The 14,100-nt window shown below is 57.8% G+C and carries 16 protein-coding genes and 1 tRNA gene; 10 read left to right on the top strand and 7 right to left on the bottom strand.

All coding sequences use genetic code 11. The features are described from left to right. The first annotated feature begins 12 nt into the window (after nucleotides 1-12). The 5 genes from bamC (at nucleotide 13) to J2T47_RS07845 (ending at nucleotide 3,672) form a co-directional block, all read left to right on the top strand. Nucleotides 13-1,203, top strand: a complete 1,191-nt coding sequence (gene bamC, locus J2T47_RS07865; protein WP_253444352.1) for an outer membrane protein assembly factor BamC — start codon at nucleotides 13-15, stop codon at nucleotides 1,201-1,203. After that, entirely contained in the window at nucleotides 1,142-1,900 is a 759-nt protein-coding gene (locus J2T47_RS07860) for an MBL fold metallo-hydrolase (RefSeq protein WP_253444349.1), read from the top strand. Before bamC ends, J2T47_RS07860 begins: the two co-directional genes overlap by 62 nt. Nucleotides 1,901-1,929: 29 nt before the next feature. Further along, nucleotides 1,930-2,640: a phosphoribosylaminoimidazolesuccinocarboxamide synthase gene (gene purC / locus J2T47_RS07855; RefSeq protein ID WP_045210340.1), complete on the top strand. Its 711-nt coding sequence runs from the start codon at nucleotides 1,930-1,932 to the stop codon at nucleotides 2,638-2,640. 94 nt (nucleotides 2,641-2,734) lie between these two features. Next, nucleotides 2,735-2,824, top strand: a tRNA-Ser gene (locus J2T47_RS07850). Nucleotides 2,825-2,991: 167 nt separating this feature from the next. Then, entirely contained in the window at nucleotides 2,992-3,672 is a 681-nt protein-coding gene (locus tag J2T47_RS07845) for a PIN domain-containing protein (RefSeq protein WP_253444345.1), read from the top strand. On the opposite strand, the gene J2T47_RS07840 is transcribed toward J2T47_RS07845, so the two are convergent. Next, nucleotides 3,652-4,650 carry a phage integrase gene (locus J2T47_RS07840; protein WP_253444342.1) on the bottom strand — a complete coding sequence of 333 codons (999 nt, stop codon included), beginning with the start codon at nucleotides 4,648-4,650 and terminating at the stop codon, nucleotides 3,652-3,654. The genes J2T47_RS07845 and J2T47_RS07840 overlap by 21 nt on opposite strands. A 309-nt stretch (nucleotides 4,651-4,959) precedes the next feature. On the opposite strand from J2T47_RS07840, the gene J2T47_RS07835 reads away from it, so the two are divergent. Further along, nucleotides 4,960-5,877 (top strand): DNA-methyltransferase, encoded by a 918-nt coding sequence (locus J2T47_RS07835; protein ID WP_253444339.1) that lies wholly within the window; start codon nucleotides 4,960-4,962, stop codon nucleotides 5,875-5,877. Nucleotides 5,878-5,910: 33 nt separating this feature from the next. Here J2T47_RS07835 and J2T47_RS07830 read toward each other — a convergent pair whose 3' ends face one another. From J2T47_RS07830 to J2T47_RS07810, 5 genes are all read right to left on the bottom strand, one after another. After that, entirely contained in the window at nucleotides 5,911-7,653 is a 1,743-nt protein-coding gene (locus tag J2T47_RS07830; RefSeq protein ID WP_253444336.1) for a DGQHR domain-containing protein, read from the bottom strand. 1,047 nt (nucleotides 7,654-8,700) lie between these two features. Then, a complete protein-coding gene (locus J2T47_RS07825; RefSeq protein WP_253444334.1) occupies nucleotides 8,701-8,949 on the bottom strand; it encodes a hypothetical protein in 249 nt (82 codons plus the stop codon). 696 nt (nucleotides 8,950-9,645) lie between these two features. Then, nucleotides 9,646-10,014, bottom strand: a complete 369-nt coding sequence (locus tag J2T47_RS07820) for a hypothetical protein (RefSeq protein WP_253444331.1) — start codon at nucleotides 10,012-10,014, stop codon at nucleotides 9,646-9,648. A 100-nt stretch (nucleotides 10,015-10,114) separates the two neighbouring features. After that, nucleotides 10,115-10,462, bottom strand: coding sequence for a carboxymuconolactone decarboxylase family protein (locus tag J2T47_RS07815; RefSeq protein ID WP_017522075.1), 348 nt, complete (start codon nucleotides 10,460-10,462; stop codon nucleotides 10,115-10,117). A 142-nt stretch (nucleotides 10,463-10,604) separates the two neighbouring features. Further along, a complete protein-coding gene (locus tag J2T47_RS07810; protein ID WP_253444327.1) occupies nucleotides 10,605-11,087 on the bottom strand; it encodes a GreA/GreB family elongation factor in 483 nt (160 codons plus the stop codon). A 125-nt stretch (nucleotides 11,088-11,212) separates the two neighbouring features. Here J2T47_RS07810 and J2T47_RS07805 point away from each other — a divergent pair, with 125 nt between their 5' ends. Then, complete coding sequence (locus tag J2T47_RS07805; protein WP_253444324.1) at nucleotides 11,213-11,656, top strand: hypothetical protein; 444 nt, start codon at nucleotides 11,213-11,215, stop codon at nucleotides 11,654-11,656. Between the two features lie 6 nt (nucleotides 11,657-11,662). Here the strand turns inward: J2T47_RS07805 and J2T47_RS07800 are convergent, their stop codons facing one another. Further along, nucleotides 11,663-12,139: an RcnB family protein gene (locus tag J2T47_RS07800; RefSeq protein WP_253444321.1), complete on the bottom strand. Its 477-nt coding sequence runs from the start codon at nucleotides 12,137-12,139 to the stop codon at nucleotides 11,663-11,665. Nucleotides 12,140-12,403: 264 nt separating this feature from the next. On the opposite strand from J2T47_RS07800, the gene J2T47_RS07795 reads away from it, so the two are divergent. From J2T47_RS07795 to J2T47_RS07785, 3 genes are all read left to right on the top strand, one after another. Continuing rightward, nucleotides 12,404-12,772 carry an MbcA/ParS/Xre antitoxin family protein gene (locus tag J2T47_RS07795; RefSeq protein WP_253444318.1) on the top strand — a complete coding sequence of 123 codons (369 nt, stop codon included), beginning with the start codon at nucleotides 12,404-12,406 and terminating at the stop codon, nucleotides 12,770-12,772. Beyond that, complete coding sequence (locus tag J2T47_RS07790; protein ID WP_253444316.1) at nucleotides 12,773-13,537, top strand: RES family NAD+ phosphorylase; 765 nt, start codon at nucleotides 12,773-12,775, stop codon at nucleotides 13,535-13,537. It begins immediately after the preceding gene. Nucleotides 13,538-13,614: 77 nt separating this feature from the next. Then, nucleotides 13,615-13,824 (top strand): hypothetical protein, encoded by a 210-nt coding sequence (locus J2T47_RS07785; protein WP_253444314.1) that lies wholly within the window; start codon nucleotides 13,615-13,617, stop codon nucleotides 13,822-13,824. Nucleotides 13,825-14,100: the final 276 nt, after the last annotated feature.

Genomic DNA, 14,100 nt, shown 5'->3' with positions numbered 1-14,100 from the left:
GAGCTCCTTCGCATGAAGCGACTGGCAGGACTGACTGCGCTCGCCCTGGTTATCGGCAACACCTCCGGCTGCGGCTGGCTGTGGGGCCCGGAAGGCTATTTCCGTGACCGTGGCGACGATTACCTCAACGCCCGCGAAACCGCACCGATGAAGGTGCCCGAAGGCATGCAGAGCAAGCAGCTCGATCCGCTGCTGCCGATCCCGATGAACGTCGCCACCAGCACCGAGAAGGAAGGCGAGTTCGAAGTGCCGCGTCCGCAGCCGCTGTCCGGCGCCGGCGAAGTCAGCGACTTCAGCCTGCAGAAGAGCGGCGATGCGCGCTGGCTGGTTGCTCAGCGCCCGCCGGCCGAAGTCTGGCCGGTCGCCCACCAGTTCTTCCAGGACAACGGCTTCTCGATCACCAACGAGCGTCCGCAGACTGGCGAGTTCAGCACTAACTGGCAGCCGCTGTCGCAGCTCTCCGCGCCCCTGGCGCGCCGCCTGAGCAGCCGCGTATCGGGTGTCGAGCCTGACAGCGAAGCGCGCGTTCGCGTACGCATCGAACCGGGCGTGCAGACCAACACCAGTGAGGTCTACGTGCTGAGCGAAACCCGTCCGGCCGGCAGCACCGCCAGTGGCGATTGGCCGACCAAGCCGGCCGTGCCGAGCCTGGACGCTGCGCTGCTCGATGAAATGATCGCCAGCATGGCCACCAGCGCCGAGAAGGGCGGCTCCGTTTCTCTGCTCGCCGCGCACTCGGACTACGACACCCCCGGCGCCGTCCAGCTCAACAAGGACGGCAGCGGCAACCCGGTGCTGACTGTCGACTCCGACTTCGACCGTGCCTGGGTCAGCGTCGGCCGTGCGCTGGATCGCGCCGACATCCGTGTCGACGACCTCAACCGCAGCCTGGGCGTGTACTACGTCAACATCGCCGAAGGCGCGAAGAAGAAGGACGAAGACAAGCCTGGCTTCTTCAGCCGCCTGTTCGGCGGTGGCGAGAAGACCAAGGAAGAAGAGGACGCCAAGGCCCAGCGCTACCAGGTTCGCCTGACCAGCGTGAGCAACACCGTCCAGATCACCGTCGACAAAGACATCAACACTTCCGCACCGGCTGACGTGGCGCAGGGCGTGTTGGAAAAACTCCAGGAGAGTATGCGGAATGCACTTCGCGGTCCTGGGGAGCGGAAGCCGGGGCAATTCGGCCTTGGTGAGCAGTTCTGACACCCGGATACTGATCGATTGCGGCTTCCCGCTGCGTGAAACCATCCGCCGTCTGGCACGCCTGGGCGTAGAGCCCGGGCAGCTGGACGCGGTGCTGGTCACGCACGAGCACTCCGATCACATCAACGGCGTCGAACTGCTGGCCCGGCACCATCGAATACCCGTATACCTCAGCGCCGGCACCCTGCAGGGAATGCGCAAGCCGGTGACACCGGCGGGGCTGCTCAAATGCGGCGATCGCCTGGTACTGAAAGACCTGGAAGTCACTGCGGTGAGCGTCTCCCACGATGCGCGGGAGCCCCTGCAGTACGTGTTTTCCGATGGCCGGAAGCGCTTTGGCCAGCTCACCGATCTGGGGGCTGCCACGGCGCAGGTGCTGGAATGCTATCGTGGCCTCGATGCGTTGATCATCGAGGCGAATCACGATACCGACTTGCTGGCCCGCGGTCCGTATCCCTACCCACTCAAGGTCCGTGTAGGCGGCCAGTGGGGACATTTGAACAACCGGCAGGCCGCCGAACTCGTGGCCCAGCTGGGCTGGGAAAGCCTGCAGCACCTGGTGCTGGCGCATCTCAGCGAAAAGAACAACTCGCCGCAACTGGCCCGGCAAAGCTTCGTCGACACCCTCGGGTGCGACCCGGACTGGCTGCAGGTAGCCGATCAGCATTCTGGACTCGACTGGCGCACCATCGCCTGAGCCCACCCCCTAAGCAAGCGGAGCCCATCATGGAAAAACGCGAAGAACTCTATCGCGGCAAGGCCAAGTCGGTTTACACCACCGATGACGCCGACCGCCTCGTCCTGCTGTTCCGCAACGACACCTCGGCGTTCGACGGCAAGCGCATCGAGCAGCTCGATCGCAAGGGCATGGTGAACAACAAGTTCAACGCCTTCATCATGCAGAAGCTCGAAGCCGCCGGCATCCCGACCCAGTTCGACGCCCTGCTGTCGGACAACGAAGTGCTGGTCAAGAAGCTCGCCATGATTCCGGTCGAGTGCGTCGTGCGTAACTACGCCGCCGGTAGCCTGGTGCGCCGTCTGGGCGTTGAGGAGGGCCTGCAGCTCACTCCGCCGACCTTCGAACTGTTCCTGAAGAACGATGCCCTGGGCGACCCGTTCATCAACGAATCCCACGTCCAGGCCTTCGGCTGGGCGACCCTGGAGCAACTGGCCGAAATGAAGGCCTACTCCTTCAAGGTCAACGAAGTGCTGAACAAGCTGTTCGATGACGCCGGCCTGCTGCTGGTGGACTTCAAGCTCGAGTTCGGCCTGTTCCACGGCAAGATCGTCCTCGGCGACGAGTTCAGCCCGGACGGCTGCCGTCTGTGGGACAAGGAGACCCGCAAGAAGATGGACAAGGACCGCTTCCGCCAGGGTCTGGGCGACGTCATCGAGGCCTACGAAGAAGTGGCCCACCGCCTCGGCGTACCGCTCTGATCCGACCAGCTCACGCAAGCGTCTGATACCACGCGAAAAAATCTGAATAAGGGCTTCGCCTTCAGGCTTCAGGCTGGTATCATGCGCGCCGCACGGAGAGATGCCGGAGTGGCCGAACGGGACGGATTCGAAATCCGTTGAACTGGCAACAGTTCCTAGGGTTCAAATCCCTATCTCTCCGCCATTACATATGGCCGAAGCCCCTGAAATTCCTGGAGTTTCAGGGGCTTTGTCTTTTCTGCGCCAGTGCCAGTGTCGAAAAAGTGTCGAAGCCCTCGACGCAAGCCTGCTTCCGTTCCCTCAGCGCCTGCAGCAAAATGCCACGAGCATGGACAGCCTGAGCAGCAACGGATGCGCACTCACTACGTTTTGATCGATTACGAAAGCATTCCCGTCAGATCGCTCGATCTGCTGCAGGAAGCGCACTTTCGCTTGCGGGTCTTCCTGGGGCCGAACAACTCCAAGTTATCGACTGACCTGGTCATCGGAATTCAGCGAATGGGGGAGCGCGCCGACTACATCCGGATCGACGCCGCAGGCCCCAACGCACTCGACTTCCACATTGCCTACTATCTGGGGCGCTTTGCCCTGGAAGACCCGACGGCCTCTTTCCACGTGATTTCGGCAGACAAGGGCTTTGATCCCTTGCTCAAGCACCTGGAAAGCAAAGGCATCCTCGCTACCCGCTCCGAAAGCATCGAAGCCATGCCGTGCTTCAAGGAGCTTCCCGCCCTGCAGGCCACCCTGGTCGCCAGTGCTGCGAGTGCAAAAGCCGCAATGCCGGCCAAGAAGCAACCGGTAAAGGCCATCCCGGCGAACGACGAGCATCTGAAGACAGCCATGCTCGACCTGGTGCGCCGCAAAGCATCAAAGCCGGCCTCGACCAAAACCTTGATCAGCACCATACGGGCAACTCTCGGTAAGGGCGTCCCAGCATCCGAGGCTGAACGCGTCTACCAAGCCCTGTGCAAGCAAGGTTTCGTAAAGGTGAAAGGGCTGAAGGTTACCTATTCACTGCCAGAGCGTGTCTAGCGTTCTCAGCGGATTGAATCGCACAGCATCCTGCAGGTGATCCGGCGACAGGTGTGCATAGCGCATCGTCATCGCCAGCGACGTATGCCCCAGGATCTTCTGCAGCGTCAGGATGTTCCCGCCATTCATCATGAAGTGCGACGCGAAGGTGTGGCGCAGCACGTGGGATGCCTGGCCAGCGGGGAGGGCGATACAGGTCTTGATGGTCTGATCGAAGCTATTGCGGCAGTTAGAGAAAGCGCCGTGCCGTGCGAAGTGATCCTGCAGGGCGTCCTCGAGGACGCTATCGATGGGCACTGACCGAGCACGCTTCGACTTCGTGTTCACGAACGTCACGCATCCGCCTCGTACACGTCCAGGAACAAGCCCCTCAGCCTCTCCCCAGCGTGCTCCCGTTGCGAGGCAAACCCTTGCCACCATTTCCACGTGCGGCGTCTTACAGCGCTTCCTGATGGCCTCAAACAGCGTGCTGATCTGTTCCTCAGCCAACCAGGTCAACTCCCGCTCCTGGAGCTTGAGCAACTTCACCCGCTGCAGCGGATTCGCATAGGCGATCTCGCCCAACTGGTGCAGCTCGTTGTACACCGCCCGCAGATAGCCCAGGCGGTTGTTCAACGTCTTGCCATGCGCCCCTGAGGCAAGTTGCTGCGCCCGATACTCCGTGTACTGGTTGCCCGTCAACTGCAGTGCTACCGGGTCGCCCAGGTCCTCGGCCAGCTGCAGTAACAGCCGTGTGCGATTCTCGCCGTCGCTCAGCGCATGACCATGCAGAACACTCCAGCGCTCGACCAGTTCGGACAGTCGCCGGCGATCCTTGGGCTGAGGATTCCATTCGGGGTTCTGCGCCAGGCGCTGACGCATCAGGGCTTCGAAGCGCTGAGCTTCTGCCTTCGTCTGAAAAATACGACGGAAACGCCGGCCTTTTGTAGGCTCGACGTCCACAAGCCATGTACCATTACCCGTTGCCTTGATGCTCATGCCCAGTCTCCTTTTCAGGGGCATTTCTACGGCAAAGGCGGGTGGTGTAAAGGGGGAGGTCCACGAGCACCGCACGCTGCAGCACTTTGCGGAAAATTTTCTGATCAGATAGGTTGTAGGCTGCTGGATCCGCAAGGCCGTTTTGCTCATACTGGTCACGTGATCTCTGCCGAGACAGCTGAGAATTAAAGGCTTGGAATGGCCCGAAAAAAAATACTTGGATTGGCGTTGGACCACGAACATCGTGAGCTTTGCCTTGTTGCGCAACCTGCAGCGGAAAGCGTTGAAAATTCGTTAGGAAGTGTCCATATGAATAGCATGGTTGATGTTGAGAAGACCAAGCCTCAGGCAGCCCTTTTTCATGGGAGTTGCCTTGATCTTATCGATCAATATGAAGATGAGAAGTTTTCTTTAGTGGTGACTTCTCCGCCTTATTTTATTGGTAAGGAATATGATACTTCTAAGTGTGCAAATGAGTTTTTGAAACTTCACGAAGATTTGCTTCCGAAGCTTCTAAAAAAGCTAAAGCCAGGCGGTAGTTTATGTTGGCAGGTTGGGTACCATGTGAAGGATGGTGCCTTAGTGCCGCTGGATTTTTTAGTGCATCAAGCGATGTCGAAGATGTCGGAGCTGATTCTAAGAAATCGAATTATTTGGACGTTCAGGCATGGCGCAAACTGCCAAAAGCGCTTCAGTGGTCGTCATGAAACGATCCTCTGGTATACCAAGGGTGAGAACTACCAGTTTAACTTGGATGACGTGCGAGTTCCTCAGCTCTATCCTGGAAAGCGCCACTACAAGGGTGAGAAGAAGGGCGAGCATAGTGGAAATCCACTAGGCAAAAATCCAAGTGATCTTTGGGAAATAGAGAAAGAGTTTGATGTTTGGGATATTCCCAATGTTAAATCAAAGCATCCAGAAAAAACAGCGCATCCTTGCCAGTACCCTACGGCACTGGTTCGTCGTTTGATTAAAGCCCTAAGCCCTAAAGATAGTTGGATATTGGATCCTTTCGCTGGCTCAGGATCAACTGGCGTTGCCGCGGTTTTGGAAGGCAGGAATTTTGTCGGATTTGATATGGATGAAAGCTATCTTTCCTTTGCTGAAGATAGAATTACGGCGGCGTTAGAGGGGCGGGCGAAGGTTCGCGAAGATATACCGGTGCGTCTGCCTAAACCAACAGAGGCAGTTGCGCAGAGACCCTCTCATTTTGTTTTTGCGGAATAAATTAAAAAGGCACTCTAGGAGTGCCTTTTTTGTTTAGAAGTACTTATTGTATAAGTCTGTTCCAAGGTTGTTCCAGTGGCTAGATTTGTAGGGCTTGAAGTCAAATTCTCTTATTCTGCTAAGCTTGCTTTTGTAGTTTTCCAGTGTCCTGGTTTCACCGTTCTCAATTATAAATCGCAAGCACCGTATGAAGCCGTTTATGGAAGTCGGCGTCAATAGTTTTTCTTCGTCGCCAATTTTCCACTTGTCTGGTGCTGATATTTTAACAGCATTAAGTATGGTGTTGACTTCTTTGAAGCAGAATTCAATATACTCTTCCAGTGCGCTTCGGTCTTTCTGAAGTAGTATTAAGTCTTTCTTTTGGGGCTCGTCCCAGGCTGTAAATAGAGAGTCTTCTCCATCTTTTTTGATTAACGGCTTCAGTCCGTAGCTGATGATTGACGCGATTTTCAGCTTCTTTGCATCATCGAAAACATGCTCTTCAAGTTTGTCTTTCAATGCGCCCGATCTTGCAAGCTTTATAACGATAGCTTTTGCGATTGCTGTTGCGGAGTACGGGTTAACTATAAGCTCAATTTCTTGCGTTAAGGCAGACTTGACTTTCGTTTGCCTATCGTTAATCTCTAAAAAAAGTTTTGCCTCAAACTGGACCCTGGCATCGTCCGTGGTGCCTTCTGGATAAATAATGCCTGTTACTAATAGATTTTGTTTTTTTCTGAGCTTGAGAATTTCTTTCTCAAATGTATCGCTTCCCTTGTGATAAGAGAATACTCGGTGTTGTCCATCAATTAGGCCAACTACGTTGTACTCATCGGGAAGTGATATTTGAATAGGTTTTACAATTTCTAATTCGGCAGCAGTTAATTGGTTTGAAGTTTGTTCGTCGTGGATTTTTGTTGATGGCGGAAGGGTGGCGATAATGTTGTTTACGTAGACTCTCTTGCTGTCGCAAAGATACTTTCTCATCAATTTTATCTTCTTGATGTCAAGTACTCTTTGGTAAGAGAAGTTTGGATTCTGCCAGCTGTTCTTTCTCAAGACAAAACTCTTTTTGAGAAGCGAGTCTGGGTCTGCGTAAAATGAAATTACTTTGTATCCGTCAGGGTAGCTACTATTGTTTTCCGGTAGGAGAAATCCCTTGTAGAATTTTACGTTCTTTTGGTTTCCGCCGGATATCTTTGATTCGCCAATATCTGAAAAATTAATTTGTAGGTACTGAAATATTTCGTAGATTGCAGATTCAGCAACAGTCTTAACTAAAGCTGAGAAATAATTTGTGATTGCTTTTTCTATTACGTATACCCCTGCTCTCACAGCATTTTCCACATGCTCTGAATCTACAGAGTGCATGCTAAAATAGGTGATTCTTGTTACGTAATCTTTTGCGGTGAATTGGTTTGCATCGAAATGTGCTTTGAAATCAGAAAGATTGTCTGCCAAGCAGTTTATTAATGCTTCTTGATTCTGTAGGGCAAGGCCGAAGAATACTTGTTTCGATGCGAGATGTTTGTTTGGTGACGCAGTGCAGGTGTCTTCGACTAGTATTACGATATTTTCGTAGACGAATACGCCATCTAGCTCCGTAGTTCTGTTGCCAGAAGTAGTGCTTAGCGTGAACTCTTTGCTTTCGGATTTTATGTACTTAAACCCGGATTTTAAGAAAATGTCTTTAATGCTGAGCCTGAATTTTTTTTCTTCTCTTTTTCTTCTCGCCTCGGCCTTCTCTTCCGGGCTCATTTTCTTCCGTGGCTTCCGTGGCTTTTTGACCAGGCTCATTGTGCGTCCTTACTCGCGTCTAGCGATTGGTTCGTTAGCTAAAGGGTGGCTGAGTTAGCCATTGATGCGATTGTGCCATTATTTGGTTTGAAAATGTAAGTGGAGCTACCCTGACAGGCTTGGGGAGTAAAGTGCCAATCCTCACCGGCCACTCCCTTCACTGACCTTGCCTCCCTTGCCTCCCTTGCCTCCCTTGGATGCTAGGAGCTGCATGTCAGTGCTATTGCTTGGCTAGCCACTGCGGCATCCTCAGACCTGATCATAATGAGGGTGAGACTGGCCCTTCTCAGGCATCACTTCTCCGCTAATTAGCCACCAGCGGTATTGAGGATAAATTCTGGCTAGTACTTCAATTTCGTCTGCGGCTAGACGTGCTCTTCCACGCTTGATGTTCTGCCATCGCATGTAGCTCGTATCGCCAGATTCTGCTAGATCCTTGATGCTCGCTATTGAAAGCAGCTTCAGCGCGCGATTTTTTAAACTGTCTGTCTTCAGCTCGCTCTGAAGGGGATGCATTCGTTCCTTTATCTCCCTGCTGTCTCGCAAGCCATTTAGGTCGCCATCAGACGTTTCTCTGTCCGGCGAAATGCGGCGTTCGCATAATCCCGGAAGCATCGACTGCAACACGGGCAATGACTGGCGAGGCAAACGTGGTAGGGCGAGTGACGTCGCGGCACTGCGCTTCTCCCGCTTCGACTCCCCGGTAAGTGGCATCCGTCCACTGGACAAGCTTGCTGGTCAGGGCGGCAAAGACGGAGTTCTCGGTGTCCCGTGCCCGGTATCGATACCGGGCACGGAACGATCTGTCGCTGGGCTGCGAGCGACGAGAGTGACGCCGAGGCATCTATCGGCGCCGTGGCCGAGGCGCTGGTCATCTCGTCCGGCGATCAGCGTTCGGATGTCGGCGATACGGCGTGCGCGGGTTGTGGCTATCCCCCGGCAGGGGAGCTACGGCGTGCCGTATCGGGACTGGCCCATTGATCAGGGCGCAAGACGAGCGCTCGCCTGATTGGTAACGCTTTCAGCGGCAACTAGCGCGCGGATTGGTCAGCCGATGCGCCGGGCATTACTGAAGAACTTGGCGATCAGCACTGGATTTGGCGCCGGCGCTGAAGTGGCCTCTCCATTATTCATCCGCACAAGCGAACTTAACTCGGCAGTGTCGAGGTTGAGATTCCCTTGCACTTCCATGATCTGCTCAAGCAGTCCAGAAATAATGATGTTTATCGCCTGTAAATCTGCTTCCGTCGGTAGCGGATCCATCGACAACATTCCCAGCTGACTCTCGATTTTCATCCTTGGCACCACTTAGTAAAACAGACGCCAAGCTGCGAGATTGACGCTTGGCGTATCGTTAAGCATTGTACGAGATGATGTCCAAATGATGTCACTGTTGTTTCATCCAGTTCCTTGAGCCCCCAGAAGGGAGATGGACTGCGCACCCTGGTTCCTTGTGTTCCCGACATCCGGTGAATTGCGGTAGGTCCCAGGGGTGTGGCGAGCCAGAGCGAAAGTGTCGGAGGCCAGCTCGAAGTCTCCGGTGCTAGCCCGGCGACCGTTCGCCCGGTGACAGAATCCCCGCTATCCGCTTGTGAATGGCGGCGACAAGCTCGTCGGCCCCCTTGCTCAGCAAAGCGCACGCTGCGACCGGCTCACCCGCTGGCGGCTTCCAGATCGATCGGATGCCCGTGATCCCCAGCATCGCGCTCTTGCCGGCTTTGCTCTACATCGACGCCTTCTCATTCCGCTCACACCATCGTGCAGCCGGCCACAGGCAGCGCTTGTGTCGGATCGCATCCCGCCACATCGATTTTTCCGGCGTTTCCTCATCAAGGACCCTGGCGCTACGGGGTCTACCGGGAACTCAGGTGGGCGTCACATGCTTCAGATCGCTATCTCTCAGCCATCCTTGCAATGGCTGAAGCCCTGAAGTCATCAGCTCTTCAAAGACCTTGTGCTTTCTGCGTCCTGAATTCCCCGCCCTGCGTGCCCTCAGCCGCAATACCCATCCATCTTCTCTCGATTCCCCTGCGTGGGATTCGCCTGGTACTGCTGTCGCCAGAACTGGCACGGTGCGCTGTTGAAGCGCTTTTCCTGCTCCGACTTCTCGATCTGGCGATTCTGCTGCTCCTGCGTGGCCTGCTGGCGCTGGAGGTATTGCTGGAACATTTCTTCGTTGCTGCGCGGCGATGGGGGTGTAATGGGCGTTGGTGCGGATGGGGAGGCAAGACGTGTAGCGACGGCTGGCGGTAAGTCGGGCCAGATTAGCCAGGCGGTGGCGCCGGCGGCCAGGCAGCCGAGCCAGATGCCAGCAGCGATGGCGAAAGTGAGTTTCCAGAAACCGAGAGTGGGCTGTGGCATGGGCGCGGACTTTGATCGGGGAAGCGCCACTGATAACCCATCGTGCCGCGGAGGGAAAGGGGCGGGCCCGCGACACCTGAGGGGCGTCGCGGGCAGGGGCTCATTTCGGCGCGGCGGCCGACTCGTAGGCTTCGAGGGCGCGCAGGGAGTATATGTAGGCGGCGCCGGCGTTGAGGGAAATGGCGGTGGCCAGGGTCTGGGCGATCTCGGCTTCGGTGGCGCCGGCCTTGCGCGCGGCTTCGGCATGGACGCCGATGCAGCCGTCGCAGCGGGTGGTGATGGCCACGGCGATGGCAATCAGTTCGCGAGTCTTGGCGTCCAGGGCGTCGCCGTCAGCAGCGGCAGCTTCCAGGGCCTGGTAGGCAGCAATCATCTTCGGGTGTTTCTTGCCCAGCGCACCGAAGGCTTTCTTCACGGCGGGGACGTACTCGGACCAGTTGAACAGCATGATGCTTCTCCTTGAGGCCGGGAGGGTTGGGTGTGGCCTTGAAGCTTAGTCTGCGTCAGCCGGCGTGCCGGGTATTGTCTGTTCCGCTCAGATTTTTCATCGATGCGCTCGACTGTCGCTGGTCATCCGCGCGGGTGACGCATCAACAGGCGTCGAGGATTTCGTAGCGCTGGCGGGCGCTGCCGGTACCCACTTCGACCTCGTCGCCAGGGTGGCGATGGAGCAGGGCATTGCCCAGTGGTGCGCGGGTGGTGATGACGAGGATCTCGGCGCCTTCGTACTGCACCTTCAGGCCGGCGCCGTCGGGGCCGATGAAAACCCAGCGTTGCTGGTCCTGCTCGTTGACCAGTTGCACCAGGGCGCTGGGCTGGATGCCCAGCTCTTCGTCGAAGTCGCGCAGTTGCAGACTCTCGAACAGAGACAGGGCCTGGCGGATCTCCTCGACACGACGGGACTGGCCGGCAGCAAGGTAGGCCGCTTCCAGGCCAAGAGTGTCGTACTTGTTCTCGGCAATGTTTTCCTCGTGGGTCGCGGTCTCGTGGGCCGTCCGTGCGGCGCGCACGGCGACGTCCAGGTCTTCGGCCAGGCGGGCGAGGATGAGCTGGTAGGCGTGTTTCTTGTCCATGGTGACAGGGCTGGAAATGAAGGCGCCTATCCTAGGGCCTTTGCGCAGACCTGCGAAGGCGCTTTCAAGATTTTCCTGCGCTGGCCGATAGACAGGCTGAATTCCCGGAACAAAGGACATCCGGCATGAGCCTTTCCATCACTCCCGCTCTCCAGACTTTCGCGACCCAGCTGCGTGTGGCAAGCGATGCCGGCGCATCGGCTGGCAACGCCGGCGACAGCACCGGCAGCAACGCCGAAAGCCCACGGCTGCAAGCCGGTGGGGCTGCAGCCAGCGGCAAGAGCAGCAAGGGTTCTGGCAGCAGCGGAAGTTCCAGCGTGGCAGTCGAGCAACTGCAGAAGCGCCTGAAGGAATTGCAGAAACAGTTGCAGCAGGAGCAGCGCGAACTGGCCGAGGCACAGCAGCGCCATTACTCCTCGGAAGCCGAGCGGACCGCCGCGCTCATGGCGCTGCAGAGCCGCATAGCCAGCACCAGCGCCGCCATGCAGCAGACCGCTGCGGCATTGGCCGAGGCGATCCGCAAGGCCGGTGGCAGCGGCGCTGGTTCGATGGTCAGCGCCAGCGCCTGAGGTGCATCAGTAACCGCTGAGGATGTTGACGATCACGCCGCTGGCGATGGCGACCAGGATGTAGTCGCCGTTGACGTACAGCCAGCGATGGTCGCGCGGCGGTGCGTACAGGTGGCGGGCGTGCCAGTCGGTGACCCAGTAGCGGTCGCCGCGATAGTTCGGCTCCACGACCACGCCGCGGCGCCAGTCGCGATGGGGCACCGGCATGCCGGCCTGCGGGTGGAAGTCCGGGTTGCGGTAGGCGTGAGCGTTGCTCTGGCCGGAGTGGGCGTGCTGGTCGTAATGCCCCTGGGGCGCTCGCTGCGGTTGTTGCTGGGGCTGCTGCCGCTGCTGCTGTTGCGGCCCGTGATTGTCCTGCCGGTTCTGGCCATTGTTCGGCCCATTCCCCTGGCTGTAGTCCGGTCCGGGGCCGGGCTGGGCGAAACTGGCCAGTGGGCTGCCAAGAACCAGGGCGGCACAGAGCAGGGCGACGGACTTCTTCATGGTGTTCTCCTGGCGCAACCGGCAGAGCGGTGCGTAATTCCACTTTCATTGCCCGGACGATCCGGGTGCTTCATCAGACCGCAGCGCGGCGTCAATGAATGCCAAGGCTAAGTAAATGTCTGGTAAAGAGTTTTTCCGCTTTGTCAGCTTGTAGATACAAAGCTGCGGGCGAGCCGGGAAAAGGCGGGGCGCCTCTCCCTGGCTTTGTGTGGTTGCAGCATTTGATGGTATGTTTGCAGCAAATGCACTGGATGGAGGTCCGCCATGAGCGCTCTGCTGAAGGAAAACCCGGCTGCCGATGCCGTGCTGGCAAAGGCGGTGCTGACGGCGCGCGAGCACCTGGCGATGACCCAGCAGGAGCTGGCCGCCATTGTCGGCGTGGACCGCAGTGCAGTCAGTCGCTGGAAGCAGAATGGCCTGCGCGTGGACAGCAAGACCGGCGAGCTGGCGCTGCTGCTGGTGCGTATCTACCGCGCGCTGTTCGCGCTGTTCGGCGGCAGCCATGAAGACATGCGCCACTTCCTGCGCACCGAAAACCGTCACCTGGGCGGTGTGCCGCTGCAACTGATGGAACAGGTGCAGGGGCTGGTCGCGGTGGTCGAGTACCTGGACGCCATCCGGGGCAAGGTCTGAATGTCCTTCGCAGCAGGCGCCCGTCTCTGGGCGAAGCATGAGGACTCGGTCGTCGCTCCCATTCGCGGGCGCCTGGTTCGTCTGGTGGAGAGCCAGGGCCAGGTAGCGACGCTGCAACTGGTGGATACCCTGGAAGAGCAGGCGCTGCTCGAAGAGTTGCTGGAAACCAGCAAGCCGCGCATGCCGCCGCCTGCCGAGCCGCTGCACTATCTATTGAAGACACCGTTCCGCTATCCGCCGCTGCGCTGGGGCTCGCGCTTCGGCCGGCGCCATGAGCCGAGCCTGTTCTACGGGGCGCTCAAGCTGGAAACGGCGATGGCGGAGTCGGCCTTCTACCGCTTCGTGTTGTGGGAGGGGATGGCGACACCACCACCCAGTGGGCGAATACTGTCCGAGCACGCTTCTTTCGAGGCGCGCTTCCAGGTGCAGAAGGGCGTTCGCCTGCACCTGCCGCCGTTTCGCGAACACGCGGCATTGCTCGACCCCCAGGATTACAGCGTGACCCAGGGCCTGGGCAGTGCGATGCGCGATGCGGGCGTCGAGGCTTTCGAGTATCGCTCGGCGCGCTGTCCACAGGGCGGCATCAACGTCGCGCTGTTCGTTCCTTCGGCCTTTACCGAGAAGCGCCCGCGCAACCTGATGCCCTGGCTATGCGAGACGACCTCGGAGTACGTTGCCTTCAAGCATGCCCAGGTGCCCGACAGCCCGCGCATCTACCGGCGCGAGCACTATCTGCTGGATGGCAGGCTGCCGCATCCGGCCTGACCGTTCATCGTTTTGCCACTGTCGTGTCATGGTGAGCGGTGTATGTTTCGGGATGGCCAAGCAGGGAGCGCCAGACCATGGATATACGGATAGCCGTCCATCCCAGCGACAGTCGTCGCTGGCGTGTGTACCTCAATCAGTACTTCTACGACTGCAGCAATCGCGGCGCGGCCGAGCGTATTTATGCGCGGGTCTGTGAGGCCGAGCGGCAGGCTTTTCAGCTTCCCGAACCACCCCGAGTCATGCGGCCGGTGCGCTTGCCGTCCCGCCAGGTTCAGATCGCCTGAAGTTCGCCGGTATTGGCGTTGGAAAATGGAGCTTCCGGCGCGCCTGTCCTCCGCGTTGAATGTGCTGTCTTCCTGAGAACACTTCCCATCCACTGCCCTGAAACGGGGCGGTCGGCTGCTGCGTGGCGCGCACTTGTGCACAATGCTGACGCACTCTGTCAAGTCCCCGAAACATTGCAGTTGGCCACCTCGCGAATTTCCTTGCGTTTTTTAACTTATTGAAAAATAAAGGAAATTTTGATTGGTGAAAAAATCACCAATCTGTCACACGGCCCC

The organism is Pseudomonas nitroreducens, from assembly GCF_024170165.1.
Classification (GTDB): domain Bacteria; phylum Pseudomonadota; class Gammaproteobacteria; order Pseudomonadales; family Pseudomonadaceae; genus Pseudomonas; species Pseudomonas nitroreducens_C.
The sequence above is the reverse complement of the archived record's forward strand: the minus strand, read 5'-3'. Positions and strand labels throughout refer to the sequence as shown.

Bases quoted from the DNA above. Each gene is read 5' to 3' on its own strand.
- J2T47_RS07830 (WP_253444336.1), bottom strand. From the start codon at position 7,653: ATGAGCCTGGTCAAAAAGCCACGGAAGCCACGGAAGAAAATGAGCCCG.
- J2T47_RS07790 (WP_253444316.1), top strand. From the start codon at position 12,773: ATGTCCTTCGCAGCAGGCGCCCGTCTCTGGGCGAAGCATGAGGACTCG.
- J2T47_RS07810 (WP_253444327.1), bottom strand. From the start codon at position 11,087: ATGGACAAGAAACACGCCTACCAGCTCATCCTCGCCCGCCTGGCCGAA.
- bamC (WP_253444352.1), top strand. From the start codon at position 13: ATGAAGCGACTGGCAGGACTGACTGCGCTCGCCCTGGTTATCGGCAAC.
- J2T47_RS07795 (WP_253444318.1), top strand. From the start codon at position 12,404: ATGAGCGCTCTGCTGAAGGAAAACCCGGCTGCCGATGCCGTGCTGGCA.
- J2T47_RS07840 (WP_253444342.1), bottom strand. From the start codon at position 4,650: ATGAGCATCAAGGCAACGGGTAATGGTACATGGCTTGTGGACGTCGAG.
- J2T47_RS07805 (WP_253444324.1), top strand. From the start codon at position 11,213: ATGAGCCTTTCCATCACTCCCGCTCTCCAGACTTTCGCGACCCAGCTG.
- J2T47_RS07835 (WP_253444339.1), top strand. From the start codon at position 4,960: ATGAATAGCATGGTTGATGTTGAGAAGACCAAGCCTCAGGCAGCCCTT.
- J2T47_RS07825 (WP_253444334.1), bottom strand. From the start codon at position 8,949: ATGAAAATCGAGAGTCAGCTGGGAATGTTGTCGATGGATCCGCTACCG.
- J2T47_RS07815 (WP_017522075.1), bottom strand. From the start codon at position 10,462: ATGCTGTTCAACTGGTCCGAGTACGTCCCCGCCGTGAAGAAAGCCTTC.
- J2T47_RS07785 (WP_253444314.1), top strand. From the start codon at position 13,615: ATGGATATACGGATAGCCGTCCATCCCAGCGACAGTCGTCGCTGGCGT.
- J2T47_RS07860 (WP_253444349.1), top strand. From the start codon at position 1,142: ATGCACTTCGCGGTCCTGGGGAGCGGAAGCCGGGGCAATTCGGCCTTG.
- J2T47_RS07820 (WP_253444331.1), bottom strand. From the start codon at position 10,014: ATGCCACAGCCCACTCTCGGTTTCTGGAAACTCACTTTCGCCATCGCT.
- purC (WP_045210340.1), top strand. From the start codon at position 1,930: ATGGAAAAACGCGAAGAACTCTATCGCGGCAAGGCCAAGTCGGTTTAC.
- J2T47_RS07800 (WP_253444321.1), bottom strand. From the start codon at position 12,139: ATGAAGAAGTCCGTCGCCCTGCTCTGTGCCGCCCTGGTTCTTGGCAGC.
- J2T47_RS07845 (WP_253444345.1), top strand. From the start codon at position 2,992: ATGCGCACTCACTACGTTTTGATCGATTACGAAAGCATTCCCGTCAGA.